Raw genomic sequence first — 21,590 nt, forward strand, 5'->3', positions numbered from 1 at the left:
GGAAAATAATGGAAATAAACAAAAAAGCTTATGAGGCTTATGTAAAACAGGTGACTCCGGTGCACAAAAAGTGGCCGGGGATTATAAAGGCTTTCCTGGTGGGGGGAATCATATGCGCCCTTGGCCAGTATACTACAACTTTATTCATGAATACAGGTCTGGAAAAGGAAGCGGCCTCTGCCTGGACCACTCTGGTTCTGATTGCAGCCACTGTCATCCTGACCGGACTTAATATTTACCCTAAGATTACAAAGTTTGGCGGAGCAGGAGCTTTGGTGCCGATCACGGGTTTTGCCAATTCCGTTGTGGCTCCGGCTGTGGAATTTAAGGCAGAGGGCCAGGTGTTCGGTATCGGTTGTAAAATCTTTACCATTGCCGGTCCTGTCATATTATACGGGATATTAAGCTCCTGGATCCTTGGAATCATCGCCTATGTATTAAAGGCCTTTCAAATGCTGTAGGAATGAACCGGTCAGAGAAATGGAGAGAGAAAATGCAGATAGGAAAAGCAAGTATTAGATTTGAAGAACCTCCGATTATCGAAAGCATGGCTTCCATAGTCGGTAAAAAAGAAGGCCAGGGTCCCTTGGGAAGTTTGTTCGATGTAGTAGAGCAGGATGACATGTTTGGGTCGGACAACTGGGAAAAGGCAGAAAGTGCCCTTCAAAAACAGACAGCTGATCTGGCCATTGAAAAGGGAGATATCCGGAAAAAGGACATTCGATATTTATTTGCAGGAGACTTACTGGGCCAGCTGATCGCCACTTCCTTTGGAACGGTAGATTTGGAAATTCCCTTATTCGGTTTGTTCGGAGCCTGTTCCACCATGGGAGAAGCTCTCAATCTGGGGGCTATGACCGTAGCAGGGGGCTATGCGGATAAAGTCATGGCCATGGCTTCCAGTCATTTTGCAACGGCTGAAAAGCAATTCCGTTTCCCGCTGGGATATGGAAACCAGAGGCCGTTTTCCTCCTCTTGGACTGTCACCGGCTGCGGTGCGGTGGTACTCACCAAGTACAGAAAAGAAGGAATCGCAGCCATCACCGGAATCACTACCGGACGCATGGTGGATATGGGCATCAAAGACTCCATGAATATGGGGGCTGCCATGGCTCCTGCCGCCTTCCATACCATTCAGCAGAATTTTGATGATTTTCAGGTGGATGAATCCTATTATGACAAAATCATTACAGGAGATTTAGGCCAGGTCGGCCGGACGATCCTGCTTGATTTTATGAAGAATAAAGGACATGACTTAGAAAAGATCCACACGGATTGTGGGATCGAGATATTTAACAGCGAAGACCAGGATACTCATGCAGGAGGAAGCGGCTGTGGATGTGCGGCTTCCACCCTTTGCTCCTATATCCTTCCTAAAGTTCAAAGCGGTACGTGGAAACGAGTCCTGTTCGTGCCCACCGGCGCCCTCCTTTCTACAGTGAGCTTTAACGAAGGTGAGACGATCCCTGGGATTGCCCATGCAGTTGTGATCGAAAATATGGGAAACCTATAGCCATGCAGAAATATTTGTACTGTTTGTGTGTGGGAGCTTGCTCACTAAGCACAAACAGTACAAATATTTCTATAGGGCGCAGCCCGCATTCATAATTTGGCGATGCATTTTCGCCAAATTATGAATGGCATGGTCAAACACATTAACAGTTAAAAGAAAGGAGACATCCATGGAATACTTGAAAGCATTTTTAGTAGGAGGAGCGATCTGCGCCCTGGTGCAGATATTAATGGATAATACAAAACTGATGCCCGGACGAATCATGGTACTTCTGGTAGTAACCGGAAGCATCCTTGGCGCGATTGGTATCTACCAGCCCTTCGCTGACTGGGCCGGAGCCGGGGCAACGGTTCCTCTTCTTGGCTTTGGAAACACCTTATGGAAAGGTGTTTCAAAGAGCATGGGAGAGGATGGATTCTTAGGAATCTTTAAAGGGGGATTTACTGCAAGCGCTGTAGGAATCTCCGGAGCTCTGATCTTCGGTTATCTGGGATCCATTTTATTTAAGCCTAAAATGAAGAGCTGATACGATCAGGAAGGAACATAGTTCCGTTACAAAAAGGGTGCCTTAAAAACCAATTTGGTTTTTAAGGCACCCTTATGTTTTTCTTAATAGCCTCCCCAGGGAGGAATCTGCGTTGTGCCGCCAGGATTCTGAGGTGTATGCCCAGGTCCATACTGCTGCGGAAGACCGCTTGGTGAATCCAGATTATCTCCCGGAGGAAGGATAATGGAGTTTGCAGAATGAATGGTGCAATAACCTGGCATTGCGAATTTGGAGTCATCCGTTGCTCCTTCTTCTCCCGCAGGAATTGCCATGAATATGGCGGTGGTCCGTTCCGGACAGTAAGGAGTTGGCAAACGGTGGGATACGGAGCAGACCGTTGCACGTACATGATTGTTGCATACGTCGGTGGGAACCGTACCTTTAGCAAAATATTCTGTGTATACCGCATTGCCTCTGGGGTCGTTGTTACAGACGCCTGAGACTGCCAGTTTGCCGGATTTACGGCAGATCTGAGCGGTTTCTACGCTGTCAGGCACCTGAAAGCCAGGATCAGACATTCCTTCATGGACTCTGGTCATGATCTTCCGCCATATGGGTTTGTGGAAGGAGGTGCCTCCGTTTTGTTTCGTCAGTTTCTGGTTGTCGTCGCAGCCGGCCCAGATACCAGCGGTATAATAAGGGGTGTAGCCTACGAACCAGATATCATTGTTTGCAGAGGTGGTACCGCTTTTTCCTGCTCCTGACATGCCGGGAATGCGAGCAGAAGCGCTGGTGGAACCTGGTCCCGAGCTTGAGAACTTTCTGCTGCTTTCCATGGAACCTGCCATGGCATCAGTTAAAAGGAATGCGGTGGAATCCTTTAATACCCGGTGGGTTTCCGGCGTATTGTCAATTAACACCTTTCCGTCATGATCCAGTATTCTGGTAAAAAATATGGGCTTTTTGTAAACGCCGCCGTTGGCGATGGTAGCAAAGGCGCCGGTCAGTTCTAAGTTGGAAACACCGGTGGTGATTCCTCCAAGGGCCAGAGCCGGGTTATAATCGGTATCGGTTAAGGAGTTAATTCCAAAATTCTTGGCATATTCCACACCAAGCTGAGGCGTTACGGTTTCCATCAGGCAGCGGACTGCCACGATGTTCATGGAATAGATAATTCCATCACGTATGCTGGAGTAGCCTTGATAACCGGAGCTGTACCAGTTGGAGAAGGTCTTATTGCCCACCGTATAGATGGAATCATAATAAACAGATCCAAGGGTGGCTCCGCAGGTATCAATGGCAGGTGCAAAGGCTGTCAGAATCTTAAAGGTTGAACCTGGCTGACGGTATGTGCCGCTGGCCCGGTTTAAAGTTAAGCTGGCTGTTTTTTGCCCCCGTCCGCCGCTTATGGCTTTTACCTCTCCGCTTTTCTGGTCCATGAGAACAAAGGAAGCCTGAGGCTGCAGTGTCTTGTGTAGGCTTTCTCCTAAAATGGTATCCCCATCTTTTAAAAGATAAGCCTTGTATCCGTCTATATCGGCCTGGACTGCCTCTTCGGTATTGTATAAGCCGTCAAACCCCGTATCTCCGTTTTCCTTGTGATAACGTTTGATATTTTCTTCGGAGTAATGGGTGGTCGTTCCATCCTTATGGGTAACAGACAGCCTGTATTCAACGGAATATCTGGCAGCAGAGTAGTTTTCAGGATTGTTGATTTCTTCGTCTACAATGGCCTGAATCGCAGGATCCTGAGTGGTATAAATCGACAAGCCGCCGCTGTAAAGCATGTTGTGGGCCTGGGTGTCCGTATAACCTAACTGGTCCTTCATGGCTTTTTTGACCTGCTCCACCAGTTCATCTGTAAAATAGCTGTATGGGGTAGAGGTTTCCTTGGTGGCGGTATCTACGTTCTGGATCCTGGAATAAACATCATCGGACAGGGCTTCATCTTCTTCCTGCTTTGTGATATATCCCTGGTCATGCATATACTGAAGAATAACCTTTTGCTTGTCCGAATTGGCTTTTTGCCCTGTAATCGGGTTAAATTTTGAAGGGTTCTGGGTGATCCCTGCAAGGACTGCGCATTCTGATAAGGTTAAGTCCGATATATTCTTATTGAAGTATCTTCTGGCAGCCACCTTAACTCCCAGGGAATTGCTTCCCAGGTTAATGGTATTCATATAGTTGGTTATGATCTGTTCCTTGGACATGGCCTCATCCAGCTTAACGGCTAAAAACCACTCCTGCAGCTTTCGCTCCAGCCGTTCCCCGAAGCTTTTTTCCATTCCGCCTCCGAATACGCTGTTTTTAATTAACTGCTGGGTAATGGTGCTTCCCCCGCCTGCCGTGGAATCTCCTGTCAGTACACCCCTTACGGCACGGAGTATGGAACGCAAATCGATTCCATTGTGCTCCCAAAACCGGGAATCTTCATAGGAAACAAAAGCATTGACGAGATTCTTCGGAAGTTCCTCATAACTGGCTTCCTCCCGGTTAGAACCTGCAGTTACCAAGGTTTCAGTGACGTTGCCGGCGCTGTCATAGACTGTTGTTGCATATTCATTTGGAACAATGGTTGCGATATCTACGTCAGGAGCATTGTCTATGATTCCTTTTACCATGCCGAAACAGATGCTGGCAACAACAATGCTGCCAAATAAGCATAGCACAAATAGACTCTTTAAAAAGGCAAGAAAGACCTTAGTGGTATATTTCCTTGCTTTTGAATTGGCAGATCTGATCTTTTTTTCTGTTGATTGTTTGCCATAATTCATAGGAAATCTCCTTTCCACTTTACTGCCCATGCTTTTGGGGCATAAAGGTATACCCGCAGGGTATTTCCACTTTACACGCTTTTGGGTGTAAAGGTATGCCTGCAAGGCATTACCGGTATATTATACCAAAAATTGTCGTGCAATTCAACACCTACCATTTTTGGAGATAATCCGGCAAAATATACATGGAAGCTTGCCTGGGCTTATACTTTTGGGTATAATGGGGGTGATCGGTTAAAAAGAAGAAATGAGGAAGTTTATGAGAAAGTCTTACAGGATTTTATATCAGGGCGGCACAGGAGAAATTACAGAGAAAAAATCCCGGTTCATTGCTAATTTAAAACCTGTGGAATCAGAGGAAGAAGCGCTGGCATTTATAGAGGAAACAAGAAAAAGGTATTGGGATGCAAGACATAACTGCTACGCCTGGATTATCGGGAGGGGTGGGGAGGAAAAGCGCCTGAGTGATGACGGGGAGCCCAGCCAGACTGCGGGAAAACCCATGATGGATGTTCTGGAAGGTGATAAGCTTGTAAACCTCTGTGCAGTGGTGACCCGGTACTTTGGAGGGACTCTTCTTGGAACAGGAGGCCTGGTAAGAGCTTATTCAAAGGCAGTGCAGGAAGGGCTAAAGAATTGTACGGCTTTAACCGCAGAACCGGCGGTGAAGCTTTCTATTACTACGGATTATAACGGAATTGGAAAGATCCAGTATCTTCTGGGACAGCGGGAAATCACGACTCTTGGAACTGAATACACAGACCGGGTGGAGCTTACTGCCCTGGTTCCTGATGAGGCCATAGATAAGCTTCGGGCCGATATTACAGAGGTGACAGGCGGGAGAGCAGGACTCCTTCTGACAGGAGAGGTCTACTACGGTATTTTTAATAAAGAGGTGATTCTGTTTCCAGGATAAAAAAGGAAGGTTTTAATAAACTGTCGAAAAAAGAAGAAAAATCTTGCAATATGAAATATAGGATGATATACTGAATAATCGTGATAAGGTAAATGAAACTAAGGGCAGAGTTGGTCCTTAGTTTTTTATGATATGGGAACAGGATTGCCTGTATTATAAAAATGTACTTTGGCCGGTATATCCTCCGGGAGGCCGGGGTACATTCTTTGTTTAAAGAAGAGAAAGAAGAGTACATTTATGAAGATGAAAAGAGAAGACGTAAGAAATGTGGCGATTATTGCCCACGTCGATCATGGTAAAACAACACTGGTAGACGCCCTGCTTAAGCAAAGCGGCATTTTCCGCGAGAATCAGGAAGTCGTGGAGCGTGTAATGGATTCCAATGATATCGAGAGAGAGCGGGGAATCACCATTTTATCCAAGAATACGGCTGTTCATTACAACGGAACCAAGATCAACATCATTGATACCCCTGGCCATGCGGATTTCGGCGGCGAGGTGGAGCGTGTTTTAAAGATGGTAGACGGTGTAATCCTGGTTGTAGATGCATATGAAGGAGTTATGCCTCAGACAAAATTCGTGCTTCGGAAGGCATTGGAGCTGGGACTTTCAGTGGTAACCTGCATCAATAAGATTGACCGTCCGGAGGCAAGACCCATGGAGGTAGAGGAAGAAGTATTGGAGCTTCTCATGGACCTTGACGCCAGCGAAGAACAGCTGGACTGTCCGTTTGTCTATGCTTCCGCAAAGACCGGATTTGCTAAAAAAGACCTTGATGATCAGGGAACCGACATGGCACCCTTGTTTATGACTATCATTGATCATATACCGGCTCCGGAAGGTGATCCGGATGCAAATACCCAGCTGCTTATTAGTACTATTGACTACAATGAATACGTTGGACGCATCGGCGTGGGCAAGGTGGATAACGGCAGGATCAGAGTGAACCAGGAGTGCGTGATCGTAAACCATCATGATCAGGATAAATTCCGTAAGGTTAAAGTTGGAAAGCTGTATGAATACGAAGGCCTTAATAAGGTGGAGGTTCAGGAAGCTACCATCGGTGCCATTGTTGCCATTTCCGGAATTGCGGATATCCACATCGGTGATACCCTTTGCTCTCCGGAAAAACCGGAGGCGATTCCGTTCCAGAAGATCTCAGAGCCAACGATCGCCATGAATTTCATGGTAAATGACAGCCCTCTTGCCGGTCAGGAAGGAAAATACATCACCTCCCGTCATATCAGAGAGCGCTTATTCAGGGAATTGAATACGGATGTCAGCCTTCGGGTGGAAGAGACCGATTCTCCGGACTGCTTTAAGGTATCCGGCCGCGGGGAGCTTCATCTGTCTGTTTTGATCGAGAATATGAGAAGAGAAGGCTTTGAATTCGCTGTCAGCAAGGCTGAAGTTTTGTACCATTATGATGAGAGAAACCACAAGTTAGAGCCCATGGAGATCGCTTATGTTGACGTTCCCGAGGAATTTACCGGGGCAGTCATTCAGAAGCTTACAAGCCGTAAGGGAGAACTTCAGGGCATGAGCCCTGCCAATGGTGGCTACACAAGACTGGAATTTGCAATTCCTTCCAGAGGTCTGATCGGTTACCGGGGAGAATTCATGACGGATACAAAAGGAAACGGAATCATGAATACGTCATTTGACGGCTATGCGACTTATAAGGGAGAGTTATCCTACCGTAAGACAGGATCCCTGATCGCTTATGAGTCAGGAGAATCCATTACCTACGGCCTGTTTAGCGCCCAGGAAAGGGGAAGCCTGTTTATCGGGCCTGGAGTAAAGGTTTATTCCGGCATGGTTATCGGACAGAATCCAAAGGCAGAAGACATCGAAATCAACGTTTGTAAGACGAAAAAACTGACCAACACCCGTTCTTCCAGTGCAGATGAGTCTCTTAAACTGACTACTCCAAGGGAGATGAGCCTGGAACAGTGTCTTGACTTTATTGATATCGATGAACTTCTGGAAATCACTCCTTCAAGCCTTCGGATCAGAAAGAAAATTTTAGACCCTACCATAAGAAAAAGGTCTTCTATTAATAAAAAGTAATTGGCGTAAAATGTAATATAAAGGAGGATACTGCCTTCGTTAGCCGAAAATTCGGCAAAGAAGCAGTATCTTCTTTTATTTTCCGGCGCTTTCTGCCCTGATATGTCGATATTTTTGGATTGTTTTCTATCATTTTAAAGCATTCTCCCACATAAATTTAATATTAGCTGTGAAGCATATTAGCAAATAAGTGAAAGAAGAGGGGAAATACAATGTCAGAAAAAATGATTGAAAACAACAAAGTGAGCGTCATCGGAGAGATCGTCTCCGGCTTCACCTTCAGCCATGAAGTATTTGGAGAAGGATTCTATATGGTGGATGTTGCGGTAAATCGTCTTAGTGAACAGGCAGATATCATACCGCTCATGATTTCAGAACGTCTTATTGACGTGGAAGGGGATTACTCAAACTTAACGGTGGAAGCCATTGGCCAGTTCCGTTCCTATAACCGTCATGAAGGAACCAAAAACCGGCTGGTTCTTTCTGTCTTTGTGAGAGAAGTTCATTTTATAGAAGAGTTTACGGATTATACAAAGACCAATCAAATTTTTCTGGATGGATACATATGTAAAGCCCCCATTTACAGAAAAACACCTTTGGGAAGGGAAATTGCGGACCTGCTCCTCGCTGTTAACCGCCCATACGGGAAATCAGATTACATACCCTGCATCGCTTGGGGAAGAAATGCCAGATATGCTTCCGGATTCACAGTAGGAACAAGAGTAAAAGTATGGGGTAGAGTCCAGAGCAGGGAATACACCAAAAAGTTAACTGAAACAGAGTGTGAAAAAAGAGTGGCTTATGAAGTATCAGTCAGCAAACTGGAATGTGCGGAATAAACGCTGTTATTTATAAATATGTGGAACGCCTTACAGGCATGCCGTTTCGCCCGATAACGCAGGGCGGATTTTCCCGGAATGCTTGGGAAATATTAAGGAAATGGTAAGAAAACTTGCAAAAGTATTAAAATCATGATACTATAATCAGGTTCTAACATAATATGTAAATAATTGCTTTTTAGCTATTATGAGGTGCTTAAGGATGAATAAAGGTGCGATACAGGTTATATGCGGGGAAGGTAAAGGAAAGACTGCAGCCGCTATGGGTATGGGAATCGGAGCTCTGACAAAAAACAAAACTGTGATCATGATACAGTTTTTAAAGGGCTGCCCTGGCCGGGATTCTTTTGATATTATGAAACGCCTGGAACCTGAGATGAAAATATTCCGGTTTGAAAAGTCTGATTGCTTTTTTGAAAGCCTTTCTAAAGAACAGCAGGAAGAGGAGCGGATGAATATCCGCAACGGTCTGAATTTCGCCAGAAAGGTCGTATCAACAGGAGAATGCGATATGCTGATCCTGGATGAAATCCTCGGACTTCTGGACCAGAAAATCATAGAAGCAGAGGAACTTGCAAAGCTGCTTCAGTCCAAAGTTGATGAGATGGAAGTCATATTAACCGGTAAGGTTTTTCAAAAGGAAATGGAACCGTATGTAGACAGTATTCTGGAAATCAACCATGTTAAAGTTGACAACACAATATAATAATGATAGTATGGTAACATACATATTAGAGTAGAGGTTGCGTTGCTTATAAGTACCCTGTCCGATGTATCAGGTACAGATGAGGGCAGGGGGAAGGAAGAAACGCCGAAGAACGGTATGGCCTGAGCATGCCTGTTCTGGGCATATGGTTAAGAGCCATATGACTGTCATCTTTTTGGATGGGGAGCTACTTAAAGAAGGATGAGATTACCAGATTCTAAACTTTAAGAGCTGACCCTGTTGTCAGCTCTATTTTTAATTCATAAGAGTTTAAGTCCGGTGAAAGAAAAACGCTCCGTTACGGATGCGTACGACCCGCATGGGCCGGATGAAAGTTTACTGAGTATGATGAAAAAGAATCAGGAGGAAGATATCATGGCAATTTATGAAGGCGCAGGTGTAGCTCTTGTCACACCATTTAAGGAAAACAGAGATGTAAACTATGAGAAGCTGGAGGAACTGGTAGAAGAACAGATTGCTCTGGGAACGGACTCTATCATTGCATGTGGCACAACAGGCGAGGCGTCCACCATGACTCATGAGGAACATTTGGACGTGATCAAATTCGTATGCCAGGTAACGAAAAAGCGGATCCCAGTCATTGCAGGAACCGGTTCTAATTGCACGGAAACGGCTGTTTACCTGTCTGAAGAGGCGGAAAAACACGGTGCTGACGGGCTTCTTCTCGTATCTCCTTACTACAATAAGGCAACTCAGAATGGACTGAAGGCTCACTTTAAAGCAGTCGCTGATATGGTGAAAATCCCCATTCTTCTTTACAATATCCCTGGAAGAACCGGGGTAACCATTGCGGCTGAGACCATAGCGGATTTATGCTTACATGTCACTAACATTGTAGGGGTAAAGGAAGCCAGCGGTAACTTTTCAGCCATAGCGGATATCATGAACCTTACGGACGGTCGGGTGGATTTATATTCCGGCAATGACGATCAGATCGTCCCCATGCTGTCCCTGGGAGGAAAAGGCGTTATTTCCGTCCTTTCCAACATTGCGCCTTCCCAGACCCATGAAATCTGTGAGTCTTATTTTAAGGGAGATGTAAAACGAAGCGCTGCACTTCAGCTTGCTGCTATTCCTCTTATCAATGCCTTGTTCTGTGAGGTTAATCCTATTCCGGTTAAGGCTGCCCTAAATCTTATGGGAAAGGCTGCAGGTCCTATGCGTCTGCCTCTTACTGAGATGGAACCTAAGAATCAGGAACGCTTAAGAGAAGCCTTGAAAGCGTATGGAATTTTATAATCGGTAAACGATATACCTATAGAAGAAAAGAGGATTACATGATTAAGATGATAATGCACGGCTGTAACGGGGCCATGGGTCAGGTGGTATCCCAGATTGCGGCAGAGGAAACGAATATAACCATTGTTGCGGGAATTGATCCCCATGATACCATGCAGAACCGGTATCCGGTATTTCCGTCGCTGGAAGCCTGCGGGGAAGAGGCGGATGTGATCGTGGATTTTACCTCCTCTAAAGCAGTAGACAGCCTTCTTGATTACAGTGTTAAGAAAAAAATACCTGTGGTAGTTTGTACCACCGGACTATCGGACGAACAGATAAAAAAGCTTGAGGAGGCTTCCAGTCATGTTGCAGTCCTTAGGTCTGCCAATATGTCTCTTGGCGTCAACCTGCTTATGAAGCTGGTAAAAGAGGCAGCCCAGGTCCTTGCGGCCTCAGGATTTGACATTGAAATACTGGAAAAACACCACAATAAAAAGCTTGATTCCCCAAGCGGAACGGCTCTTGCCCTGGCGGATTCCATTAATGAGGCCATGGATCAGGAATATCATTATGTTTATGACAGAAGCCAGGCCAGAAAGGCCAGAGACAAAAAGGAGATCGGGATCCAGTCTGTCCGTGGAGGAACGATTGTCGGGGAACATGATGTAATTTTTTCCGGAACTGATGAGATCATTACCTTCCATCACACCGCATATTCCAAGGCGATTTTTGCAAAAGGCGCTGTTTCTGCGGCAAAATTCCTGGCAGGAAAAGCTCCGGGATTATATACAATGAAAGATGTTATAAAATAATAAATTTTCCAATATCTTCCACCATAATTCGTTCATCCTTTACACATACTAATCGTAGAAAATGAAAGGAGAATGTATTATGAAAAGAATAAAACCTTTAGCAATCACCCTTATTGTCATTATGACAGTAATGTGTCTGACAGCCTGCGGCACCACCAAAAAAAATAATAATGGAACCTCAGCAGGTACCACAGGTGCAACAACCCAGACAACTGCAGCGGCAACAACCAGATCTACTACTGAAACTACTACTATGACTGAAACAACAGGCACAGGAGCAAATGAGAGCACTGGTGTGATTAACGGTGTTGTTAATGATGTAGAAAAAGGGGTTGACAAAATTACAGGGGAAAGCAATGGCCAGCCTACTTCAGGAGCCACAAAAGCACCATAATAGAACGAGATTTGCAATAAAAAAGCTTCAGGCATGGAATCTATGCTTGAAGCTTTTTTTATTATAAGATATAATATGGTTGAAACATATCTTGCAGTATTTAATCATTGGTTCTATTTTATATATCAGAAAGACCATATTCTGGCCAAATATTCAGAGACTATGCCATAATAACAAAAGCCTTCCCGGCAGAGAGGCAAAACGCCTATGAAAAGGAAAATTGATTATTTTAAATATCAGCGGTATAATAATAAAAGGAAGAAGCCGTGGAGAAGTCTTAAACAAGCGATTCCTCACAAGGAAGGCTTAAATATCCGTCTGAGAAAAGGTTTGCTGCTTCTAATCCTTTTGGAGGCGGCAGTATTTATCCTGCCGTATGAAGAAACATTTGCAAGTAATCCTCATGAAATTCTTCCTGTTTACAGAGAGGCAAAAGTTAATAAGGAATCGTTTATTGAAGCCTTTTGGGGCCGGAAAACCGGGGAGACAAAAGAACAGGGGCTTTCTGTTGACTGGAAGGAAGGCAAGGTTAAGTTCTGGCAAAAAGTAGAGCGTGTGATCCTTCAGGGACCTGATTGAGAAACAAAATCATAGAAGGGTCATAAGTATTTATAATAATAAAACCAGTTGCAATCCTATTTTTACTGTATTATAATTTCTACTGAAACACCGTAGTTTTATTTGAAAAACTTATAAATTAATTCAGTAAAGGACAGGTGGATACCGTGGAAAAAAGAGAATTGCTGTATGAGGGAAAAGCGAAAAAGGTTTATACAACGGAGGATCCGGATGTATTGGTTGTTTCATACAAAGACGATGCCACAGCATTTAATGGCCTTAAAAAAGGCACCATTGTAGGGAAAGGCGCGGTCAACAACCGGATGACCAACTTTATTTTCAAAAAGCTGGAAGCCAAAGGCGTTCTCACTCATCTGGTGGAAGAGTTGAACGACCGGGAGACTGCAGTGAAGAAAGTGGAGATCATTCCCCTTGAGGTGATCATCAGAAACTATTCCGCTGGAAGCTTTGCCAAGAAGATGGGAATGGAAGAAGGCGTGAAATTCGCCTGTCCGACTCTTGAATTCAGTTATAAAAATGATGATCTGGGCGACCCGTTCATCAACGACTACTACGCATTGGCCCTTAATCTGTCCACTCAGGAAGAGATCGACAAAATTACGGAATATGCCTTTAAAGTAAATGAAGTTCTGAAAGAATATTTTGACGGTTTAAACATTGATTTAATTGATTTTAAGATTGAGTTCGGTCGTTATCATGGACAGGTCATTCTGGCTGACGAGATTTCTCCTGACACATGCAGACTTTGGGATAAGGATACCCATGAAAAGCTGGATAAGGACCGTTTTCGCAGGGATTTAGGGGGCGTAGAGGACGCATACGAGGAAGTGTTCCGCCGTCTTGGCATCCGGTAAACAGCATAGAGAGAAATACCTGCGGGTATATCTTTATGCCCAATAAAACGGGCAGGAAAGAGGATCACCCTACGGGTATACCTGTATGCCCAGAGGGCTTGGGCAGAAAAGAGGAAAAGACATCAAATGAATAACGAATTGAATTTCAATTTTGAGGATGAGCTGCATGAGGAATGCGGCGTATTCGGAATGTACGATTTTGACGGCGGCGACGTTGCTTCCACCATTTATTATGGATTGCTTGCATTGCAGCACAGAGGCCAGGAGAGCTGCGGAATCGCGGTCAGCGATACCGGCAGTTCTAAGGCAAAGGTAAGTGCCTATAAGGGAATGGGGTTATGTAATGAGGTCTTTACACCGGAAATTTTAGAAGGCCTCCGCGGCGACATCGGCGTAGGTCATGTTCGTTATTCTACTGCAGGCAGCAGCACACGGGAGAATGCCCAGCCGCTTGTACTCAATTATCTGAAAGGAACATTGGCCATGGCTCATAACGGCAATCTGGTCAATGCACCGGAGTTAAGACGAGAGCTTGAATATAACGGAGCCATTTTCCAGACCACGATTGATTCAGAGGTGATCGCTTACCATATTGCAAGGGAGAGAGTGAAAGCTGCTACCGTTGAGGCTGCTGTAGTTAATGCCATGAAAAAGCTTAGAGGGGCTTATTCCCTTGTCATAATGAGTCCCCGTAAGATAATCGGAGCCAGGGATCCTTATGGATTTAAGCCTCTGTGTATTGGAAAACGTGATAACGCCTATATCCTGGTATCGGAAAGCTGTGCCCTTGATACCCTTGGTGCAGAGTTTGTCCGGGACGTTTGCCCCGGGGAAGTCGTGACCATTACAAAGGAGGGGATCGCTTCCGATACAAGTCTTTGCCTTACGGATAAGTCAAAAGAAGCCAGATGTATTTTTGAATATATTTATTTTGCCAGGCCGGACAGCGTGTTTGACGGTGTCAGCGTCTATCATTCCAGGATGTGCGCCGGCCGTGCGTTAGCGATGGATTCTCCGGTGGAGGCGGACCTTGTGGTCGGAGTTCCGGAATCAGGCAACGCCGCTGCACTGGGATATTCCCTTCAGTCCGGAATCCCTTATGGAACCGCTTTTGTAAAGAATTCTTATGTAGGCAGGACCTTTATAAAGCCAAAGCAGAGCAACCGGGAATCCGCGGTCAGAATTAAGCTTAATGTGTTAAAGGAAGCGGTAATGGGGAAGCGTGTCATCATGATCGACGATTCCATAGTCCGTGGTACTACCAGCGCCCTCATTGTCAATATGCTTCGGGAGTCAGGGGCAAAGGAGGTCCATATCCGGATCAGTTCCCCGCCATTTCTCCATCCCTGTTATTTCGGAACCGATATACCTAACGAGGATCAGCTGATGGCACATAACAGAACCATTGATGAAATAAGAGATCTTCTGGGAGCGGATTCTCTGTCTTACTTAAAGATTGAACGGTTGAATGAAATGGCAGAAGGACTTCCGATATGTACCGCATGCTTTAGCGGAGATTATCCCATTGAGCCGCCTAAGGAGGACATCCGTGGAGAATACACGGAGTAAAAATGGATATTAATAGAGACGGGGGCCGCCGTGATGACTGGGTTTATCCAGCCGGAGGGTCCCCGGTTTCTCTTCCCATCAATTAAAAAATATGTTACTATGAATGTAAATGAAGTCCAAGGAGGAATATAAGAACCATGACAGATAGATACCAAAGCCCGCTGTCTGAGCGCTATGCAAGTAAGGAGATGCAGTATATCTTTTCACCGGACAGGAAATTTAAGACATGGAGAAAGCTGTGGGTTGCCCTTGCGGAGGTAGAAAAGGAACTGGGACTTCCCATAACAGAAGAGCAGATAGAGGAATTAAAAGCCCATCAGGATGAGATTAATTACGATGTGGCAATACAGAGGGAAAAAGAGGTCCGTCATGATGTTATGTCTCATGTATATGCGTATGGCGTCCAGTGCCCTAAGGCAAAAGGAATCATCCATTTGGGAGCCACTTCCTGCTATGTGGGTGACAATACCGATTTAATCGTCATGACAGAAGCATTAAAGCTGGTCCGCAGGAAACTCATCAATGTGATTGAAGAATTGTCCCGGTTTGCTGATTCATATAAGGACTTACCGACCCTTGCTTTTACCCATTTCCAGCCGGCTCAGCCCACCACCGTAGGAAAAAGAGCTACGCTTTGGCTTCACGATCTGACCATGGATTTAGAAGATCTGGACTATATCCTAAGTTCCATTCGCCTCCTTGGCTCTAAGGGCACCACAGGAACACAGGCCAGCTTTCTGGAGCTGTTTGACGGCGATATGGACAAGGTGAGAAGGGCAGATTCCATGATTGCTGAGAAGCTGGGATTTGCAGGCTGCTATCCGGTTTCCGGCCAGACCTATTCCAGAAAGGTGGACAGCCGGGTGGTCAATGTTTTAGCAGGCATTGCCCAGAGTGCCCATAAATTTTCCAATGATATCCGCCTTTTGCAGCACTTAAAGGAAGTGGAAGAACCTTTTGAAAAGAGTCAGATCGGTTCTTCCGCCATGGCTTATAAGCGCAATCCTATGAGAAGCGAACGGATGGCTTCCCTGTCCAATTATGTCATGGCAGATGTGATGAATCCTATGCTGGTTTCTTCTACCCAGTGGTTTGAGAGAACACTTGATGATTCTGCCAATAAAAGATTAAGCATTCCGGAAGGGTTTTTGGCGGTTGATGGAATTCTGGATCTTTATCTGAATGTTGTGGATGGGCTTGTGGTATATCCCAAGGTAATAGAAAAGCACATGATGGCAGAGCTTCCCTTTATGGCTACGGAAAATATCATGATGGATGCGGTTAAGGCCGGCGGGGACAGGCAGGAGCTCCACGAACGGATCAGGGTACTGTCTATGGAAGCAGGCCGGAATGTAAAGGTCAATGGACTTGACAACAATTTGCTGGAGCTGATTGCAGCAGATCCCTCCTTCAACCTTTCTTTGGAAGATTTAAAGAAAAGCATGGATCCCAATAGATATGTGGGCTGCGCTCCGGCCCAGGTGACTGCTTATCTGGAAGAAGTGGTTAAGCCTCTTCTTGAAGATAATAGGGAACTTCTCGGGATGAAAGCAGAGATTCACGTATAAAGGCCTGAAGGCAGACGTCAGAGATTATGAGAGGTCTGCCTTTGTTTTTCATATCAGGAGGTAGTCATGAGCAGCAATTTAGAGTATTACAAGGTGTTTTATTATGTGGCCCAGCTTAAAAGCATCACTTTGGCGGCGGAGAAGCTGTGCATATCCCAGCCTGCTGTGAGTCAGGCTGTCAGGCAGCTGGAAAAAGCTCTGGACAGTCAGCTGTTTCTGCGGACCTCCAAAGGGGTTCGTCTGACCCGGGAGGGAGAATTTTTTTACGGATATGTAAAATCAGGTTTAGAAAACATCTGGCATGGAGAAAGTATGTTAAACAGGCTTAAAGATCTGGATACGGGCGAGGTGCGGATCGGAGCCAGTGATATGACGCTTCAGTTTTATTTACTGCCCTATCTGGAGAAGTTCCATGAGCTGTATCCTGGTATCAAGGTAAGTGTTTCCAACGGGCCTACGCCTGAAACACTCCGGTATTTATATGACGGCAAGATTGATTTCGGAGTGGTCAGCACTCCCTTTGAGGCAAAGAGCGAGGTCATGCGGACCGATGTTAAGGAAATCAGGAACGTGTTTGTGGCGGGAGATAAATTCTGTTATTTAAAGGATCAGGAGCTGGATTATGATGTTTTAAAGGAACTGCCTTGTATATTTCTTGAAAAGAATACCAGCACAAGAACATTTATGGATGAATATCTGGCAGGCCATGAGATCGTGGTAGAACCGGAGTTTGAGCTTTCCACCAGTGACATGATCGTTCAGTTTGCCATGCGGAATCTTGGAATCGGCTGTGTGATGTCAGGGTTTGCACAGATGGAGTTGGAGAAGGGGAGTCTTTTTGAGCTTAAGTTTCGGGAAGAAATGCCGAAACGCCACTTTACCATTGTCACTGATATCAAAACGCCCGTATCTCCAGCAGGTAAGCGCCTTTTACAACTGATGACAGATGACATAATTTAAACTTATGTCAAATATAAATAATATTAATTTTACTTATGCGTATTCATGAGTTATCATAGGTAAGTAACAGGCATTTTTTCACTCGAAGGAGGAGCAATCATATGGTAAGAGCAATTGTAGGAGCCAACTGGGGCGACGAAGGAAAAGGTAAGATCACGGATATGCTGGCAAAGGAATCGGATATCATTATCCGTTATCAGGGAGGCAGCAATGCCGGACACACGATCATCAACAACTACGGAAAATTCGCCCTTCACCTTCTGCCATCAGGCGTTTTCTATAATCATACCACCAGCGTCATCGGTAATGGTGTGGCATTAAATATCCCGTTCCTGGTAAAGGAAATTGAGGATCTGGTAAGTAAGGGTGTTCCAAAGCCTGACGTTCTGGTTTCAGACCGTGCCCAGATCTTAATGCCATATCACATTCTGTTTGACCAGTATGAAGAGGAACGCCTTGGCAAAAAGTCTTTTGGTTCCACAAAATCAGGGATTGCTCCATTTTATTCAGATAAATATGCAAAGATCGGATTTCAGGTCAGTGAGCTTTTTGACGAAGAATCTTTAAAGGAAAAGGTTGACCGGGTTTGTGAAACAAAGAATGTTTTAATGGAGCATCTCTATCACAAGCCGGCCATGGACCCGCAGGAGCTGTTTCAGACTCTTCTTAAATACCGTGAGATGGTGAAGCCATATGTGTGTGATGTGTCCAAATACCTTCATGAGGCAATCAAGGCGGGTAAGAATATCCTTTTGGAAGGCCAGCTGGGATCTTTAAAGGATCCTGACCATGGAATATATCCTATGGTTACGTCATCCTCAACACTTGCGGCCTACGGCGCCATTGGCGCAGGCATTCCACCCTATGAGATTAAGAACATTACCACTGTGGTAAAAGCTTATTCCAGTGCAGTAGGGGCAGGAGCGTTTGTCAGCGAACTATTCGGAGATGAGGCAGATGAACTGAGACGGCGCGGAGGAGACGGCGGCGAATATGGAGCAACTACCGGAAGGCCAAGGCGTATGGGCTGGTTTGACGCAGTTGCGTCCAGGTACGGATGCCGGATCCAGGGGTCTACAGAGGTTGCCCTCACCGTTCTTGATGTGCTGGGATATCTTGACGAGCTTCAGATATGTGTGGGCTATGAGATTGACGGAAAGGTTACCAGAGATTTCCCCACAACCGTAGAACTTAACAAAGCAAAACCGGTATACAAAAGCCTTCCCGGCTGGAAATGTGAGATTAGAGGAGTTAAAAATTACGAGGATCTTCCGGAGAACTGCAGGAATTATATTGAATTCATAGAGAAAGAAATCGAAACGCCCATAACCATGGTTTCCAATGGACCGGGAAGAGATGAAATTATTTTTCGCAAATGATCATACGGGAATAAACAGGAAAATAGAGAATAAAGAACTTGTTTTTTGAGAAAAGCTGCAGGATTTTAAAGTCCTGCGGCTTTTTATTCGTTGCGCCATGCATGGTACATCGTCAGGTGGTGAAAGTTAATGGGAATATGATGAGTTGTTGCATATAGTGAAACCACCTTTTTCACTATGCCCTTTCAAGCGGCTGTGTACTGCACCGAAAGGAACCTCCCAGACTCCTGGAAATTTCAAAATCAATATACTCCACGGTTATACCTCTTGCCTTTAGCTGCTCTGCAATATATTCGAATTGAGGATCTAATATATACGTAGACTCATTAATTGGAAGTCCATTCACCGCCAAATAGGCGATATCTTTGTAAGGGACAGAGATTTTATCCCAATCCTTTAGAGCTTCCGGTATTCCATTTATAAAGGCCTCTTCACAAATAATCATCAGTCCGTCTCTTACAAGGCTTAATGCACAATCCAAATGCAGTACATCCTGTTTTAACGGAACCTCCACCACTTCATAGCCAAAATGGGATAAAAATGTTTGAAGCCATAGATAACCGTTATGATTAGAGGCCAAGCCTGAATTACCCACGAAAACTGTTTGATCTAAGACCAGAACATCTCCGCCTTCTAAAAAAGGACCCTGCTCAGCATCAATCCCTTCTGAACTATCTGGTCTTGGTACAGAAACATAGAAGGCCCCCGTGCGGTAAGCTTCATTAGCAAGGATATCTCTGATCGGCAAAACTTCATTCCTACGATGGAAAAAGCGTAACGACCCTTCAATAATGGAGGGGCCAACTGTAAAGAAAGGATCACGTACAAAGAAATTACAGGAGCCGAATTCCCTGCCGGCTTCTTTCTCGTAATCAGTCAGCAACCGGGGACGAACGACTTCAACTCCATACTTCTCAAGAACTTCTTTTAAGTTTTCCCGTTCTTTTTCCCATTTTCTTTGACGCTCAGGGAAAACCTCTTTATAATTCCTTCCTGCTGTATCTACGCCTTCAAGCAGGCCTAGGCTTTCCTCTGAAAGAAATGCATCATCTTTAGAATTTCCTGTCCGGGCCGGAAAGATAAATTCGGATTGCGTTAAGACAACTTTTTTTAAAGGTGCAAATTCACTTTTTACTTTTATTCTGTTCGTTTCCATATGAAATCATTTCCATTCCATATAATTTTATTAATTAAGACCATTTCATATCATTCCACTCAGGAACGAATATCATTGACAACTTCCCTGCAACAGGACATTATAAGGCTTATTTTACAGTTCTTTATTTTTTCCGGCTGTATCCGTTTCATCTTTATCATGTCTGATCACCCGGGCAACAAGCTGAGCGGCATAAAGAAAGACGGGGACGACGACAGAGGAAAAAATAGCGGCCATCAGCCAGTTTTTTGCTTCCGGATTATGGGAAAAGGCGGATATTATGGCGATAAGGTACATGGAGAGAATGAGTACTACTCCGGCCATAGCCAGAAAACGTTTCCATTTCACAAGTATTACCTCCCTTTTTAAAATTGATATTTTATAATTATAGCCTATAAATGGAAAAATAGGAAGGAGGGCTTTTCCTTGTTAATAAAAACTTTAAATTTGAAACCTGTACTTTTCTGCGGAAATATAGTAATATTTTATTATAAAAAATGGAAGGCCTGGAAGGAGTGCAAAACTCTTGAGGAAACGATGGATAGCGGCAGCAAGTATCATTCTCATCATGGGAAGCATGATGACTTCCATGGCAGCGGAAGAGAAGATACAGGAAGAGGGCGAAAGCCAGCAGGCGTCAGTATCGGACCGGCAGTGGCAGGAAGACTCAAGCGGCTGGAAATATGTCAATGCCGCGGGAGAATTTAAGAAGAACCGCTGGGAAGAGATAAATGGATATTGGTATTACTTTGACAATGATGGGTATATGGTTTCTGATTGGACAAGGATCGGCGGAATGAACTACTGCTTTTCTGAGACGGGGGAGCTGCAGCTTGGCTGGTGCTACAACGACGACGAAGAGAAGTGGCATTATTATAACGAAGACGGTACTGCCCAAAAAGGCTGGTATCAGGATAAAAACGGAAGCTGGTACTGGTTTTCCACAAAGGGGGAGATGGCTTCTTCCGGCTATAAAAACGTAGCGGGAAAACGATATTATTTCTATGATAACGGACAGATGGCTGCAAATCAGTATATAGGCCTTTTCTACATGGATGAAAACGGTCAGAGAAACAAGGAATTCGATATTAGTATTGATGGGAAGAAAACTTCTGCATCCGTGTCTTCTGAAGTAAAAGATGCCATTACAGAGGCCACTAAGAATATTCCCAGAGATTGGATCAGGAAGTTTAAAGATCAGGGCTGGGAGATCATCTACTATCCAGGAAAAAAGTATTTTTCTGCGCCAATGACGGATAGCGGCATTTATTACGTATGCTATAAACTGGATACGAATTATAAAAAAATCAAAATTTGCCAGGCGGAAGAGTTGACGGCAGCTTTTGGGGAGTACATCGGATATGCCTCCGGCTGTTATGGCAGCAACAGCCAGGATGCTACGGATCTGATTATGAGCAGGGATTCCGTGGAGGATTTTGTGTACATCCCAGATTATTATTCCGATGATATGAGGTTTTATTTTGGAAAGCTGGTGGCAGCGTATGTAGGGAGTTCCTATACAAGGGGAGAGATGGAAGAAGAGGCGCCCCGTGTGACGGAAATATTAAAAAGGATATTGTATACATAGTAAGCAGTTTAATAAAAATGGAAAGCAGTTAAAAGAGATTTTCTCTTTTAACTGCTTTTTTGATATTGCCGCAGGACTTTGATGTCCTGTGGCTTTTATCTTGCCCGGAACCCTGATCTGTAATGTCATAATTTACTATAAAAGGGGGCAAGATAAATAGAGTCCGGCGCTTCCAATTTTACAA

20 protein-coding genes and 1 riboswitch are annotated in these 21,590 nt (G+C 44.7%); of the genes, 17 read left to right on the forward strand and 3 right to left on the reverse strand.

Features of this window, described 5'->3' with window-relative positions; translation table 11 throughout:
* Positions 1–8: 8 nt before the first annotated feature.
* The 3 genes from BMW45_RS20415 (at position 9) to spoVAE (ending at position 2,039) form a co-directional block, all read left to right on the forward strand.
* On the forward strand, positions 9–461 hold the full coding sequence (locus BMW45_RS20415) for a SpoVA/SpoVAEb family sporulation membrane protein (RefSeq protein WP_092248295.1): 453 nt from the start codon (positions 9–11) through the stop codon (positions 459–461).
* A gap of 32 nt (positions 462–493) precedes the next feature.
* The gene (gene spoVAD, locus BMW45_RS20420; RefSeq protein WP_092248298.1) at positions 494–1,513 is read left to right on the forward strand and encodes a stage V sporulation protein AD; all 1,020 of its coding nucleotides are present in this window, start codon (positions 494–496) and stop codon (positions 1,511–1,513) included.
* Between the two features lie 169 nt (positions 1,514–1,682).
* Positions 1,683–2,039 carry a stage V sporulation protein AE gene (gene spoVAE, locus BMW45_RS20425; protein ID WP_025232434.1) on the forward strand — a complete coding sequence of 119 codons (357 nt, stop codon included), beginning with the start codon at positions 1,683–1,685 and terminating at the stop codon, positions 2,037–2,039.
* A gap of 83 nt (positions 2,040–2,122) precedes the next feature.
* Here the strand turns inward: spoVAE and BMW45_RS20430 are convergent, their stop codons facing one another.
* The gene (locus tag BMW45_RS20430; RefSeq protein WP_092248302.1) at positions 2,123–4,774 is read right to left on the reverse strand and encodes a transglycosylase domain-containing protein; all 2,652 of its coding nucleotides are present in this window, start codon (positions 4,772–4,774) and stop codon (positions 2,123–2,125) included.
* 259 nt (positions 4,775–5,033) lie between these two features.
* On the opposite strand from BMW45_RS20430, the gene BMW45_RS20435 reads away from it, so the two are divergent.
* From BMW45_RS20435 to BMW45_RS20495, 13 genes are all read left to right on the forward strand, one after another.
* On the forward strand, positions 5,034–5,690 hold the full coding sequence (locus BMW45_RS20435) for a YigZ family protein (protein WP_092248305.1): 657 nt from the start codon (positions 5,034–5,036) through the stop codon (positions 5,688–5,690).
* Between the two features lie 237 nt (positions 5,691–5,927).
* The gene (gene typA / locus BMW45_RS20440) at positions 5,928–7,760 is read left to right on the forward strand and encodes a translational GTPase TypA (RefSeq protein WP_092248308.1); all 1,833 of its coding nucleotides are present in this window, start codon (positions 5,928–5,930) and stop codon (positions 7,758–7,760) included.
* Positions 7,761–7,972: 212 nt separating this feature from the next.
* Complete coding sequence (locus tag BMW45_RS20445) at positions 7,973–8,599, forward strand: single-stranded DNA-binding protein (protein ID WP_092248311.1); 627 nt, start codon at positions 7,973–7,975, stop codon at positions 8,597–8,599.
* 202 nt (positions 8,600–8,801) lie between these two features.
* Positions 8,802–9,305: a cob(I)yrinic acid a,c-diamide adenosyltransferase gene (locus BMW45_RS20450; RefSeq protein ID WP_025232439.1), complete on the forward strand. Its 504-nt coding sequence runs from the start codon at positions 8,802–8,804 to the stop codon at positions 9,303–9,305.
* 23 nt (positions 9,306–9,328) lie between these two features.
* A riboswitch (Lysine riboswitch) is annotated at positions 9,329–9,503 on the forward strand.
* Positions 9,504–9,680: 177 nt separating this feature from the next.
* On the forward strand, positions 9,681–10,565 hold the full coding sequence (dapA, locus tag BMW45_RS20455; protein WP_092251142.1) for a 4-hydroxy-tetrahydrodipicolinate synthase: 885 nt from the start codon (positions 9,681–9,683) through the stop codon (positions 10,563–10,565).
* A 38-nt stretch (positions 10,566–10,603) separates the two neighbouring features.
* Positions 10,604–11,359 (forward strand): 4-hydroxy-tetrahydrodipicolinate reductase, encoded by a 756-nt coding sequence (gene dapB / locus BMW45_RS20460; protein WP_092248314.1) that lies wholly within the window; start codon positions 10,604–10,606, stop codon positions 11,357–11,359.
* A gap of 79 nt (positions 11,360–11,438) precedes the next feature.
* On the forward strand, positions 11,439–11,753 hold the full coding sequence (locus BMW45_RS20465) for a hypothetical protein (RefSeq protein ID WP_025232442.1): 315 nt from the start codon (positions 11,439–11,441) through the stop codon (positions 11,751–11,753).
* Between the two features lie 207 nt (positions 11,754–11,960).
* Complete coding sequence (locus tag BMW45_RS20470) at positions 11,961–12,332, forward strand: hypothetical protein (RefSeq protein WP_025232443.1); 372 nt, start codon at positions 11,961–11,963, stop codon at positions 12,330–12,332.
* A gap of 146 nt (positions 12,333–12,478) precedes the next feature.
* Positions 12,479–13,186, forward strand: coding sequence for a phosphoribosylaminoimidazolesuccinocarboxamide synthase (gene purC / locus BMW45_RS20475; RefSeq protein WP_092248317.1), 708 nt, complete (start codon positions 12,479–12,481; stop codon positions 13,184–13,186).
* Between the two features lie 126 nt (positions 13,187–13,312).
* Positions 13,313–14,755: an amidophosphoribosyltransferase gene (gene purF, locus BMW45_RS20480; protein WP_092248320.1), complete on the forward strand. Its 1,443-nt coding sequence runs from the start codon at positions 13,313–13,315 to the stop codon at positions 14,753–14,755.
* A gap of 137 nt (positions 14,756–14,892) precedes the next feature.
* On the forward strand, positions 14,893–16,323 hold the full coding sequence (purB, locus tag BMW45_RS20485; protein WP_092248323.1) for an adenylosuccinate lyase: 1,431 nt from the start codon (positions 14,893–14,895) through the stop codon (positions 16,321–16,323).
* Between the two features lie 66 nt (positions 16,324–16,389).
* Complete coding sequence (locus BMW45_RS20490) at positions 16,390–17,283, forward strand: LysR family transcriptional regulator (protein WP_025232447.1); 894 nt, start codon at positions 16,390–16,392, stop codon at positions 17,281–17,283.
* Between the two features lie 101 nt (positions 17,284–17,384).
* A complete protein-coding gene (locus tag BMW45_RS20495; protein WP_092248326.1) occupies positions 17,385–18,662 on the forward strand; it encodes an adenylosuccinate synthase in 1,278 nt (425 codons plus the stop codon).
* Between the two features lie 175 nt (positions 18,663–18,837).
* Here BMW45_RS20495 and BMW45_RS20500 read toward each other — a convergent pair whose 3' ends face one another.
* The gene (locus BMW45_RS20500; RefSeq protein ID WP_092248329.1) at positions 18,838–19,818 is read right to left on the reverse strand and encodes a dimethylarginine dimethylaminohydrolase family protein; all 981 of its coding nucleotides are present in this window, start codon (positions 19,816–19,818) and stop codon (positions 18,838–18,840) included.
* Positions 19,819–19,932: 114 nt separating this feature from the next.
* Positions 19,933–20,166 carry a hypothetical protein gene (locus tag BMW45_RS20505; protein WP_025232449.1) on the reverse strand — a complete coding sequence of 78 codons (234 nt, stop codon included), beginning with the start codon at positions 20,164–20,166 and terminating at the stop codon, positions 19,933–19,935.
* Between the two features lie 178 nt (positions 20,167–20,344).
* Between BMW45_RS20505 and BMW45_RS20510 the strand changes: the two genes are divergently transcribed.
* Positions 20,345–21,406, forward strand: a complete 1,062-nt coding sequence (locus BMW45_RS20510) for an N-acetylmuramoyl-L-alanine amidase family protein (protein ID WP_092248332.1) — start codon at positions 20,345–20,347, stop codon at positions 21,404–21,406.
* Positions 21,407–21,590: the final 184 nt, after the last annotated feature.

Source organism: Lacrimispora sphenoides, assembly GCF_900105215.1.
Lineage (GTDB): Bacteria > Bacillota > Clostridia > Lachnospirales > Lachnospiraceae > Lacrimispora > Lacrimispora sphenoides_A.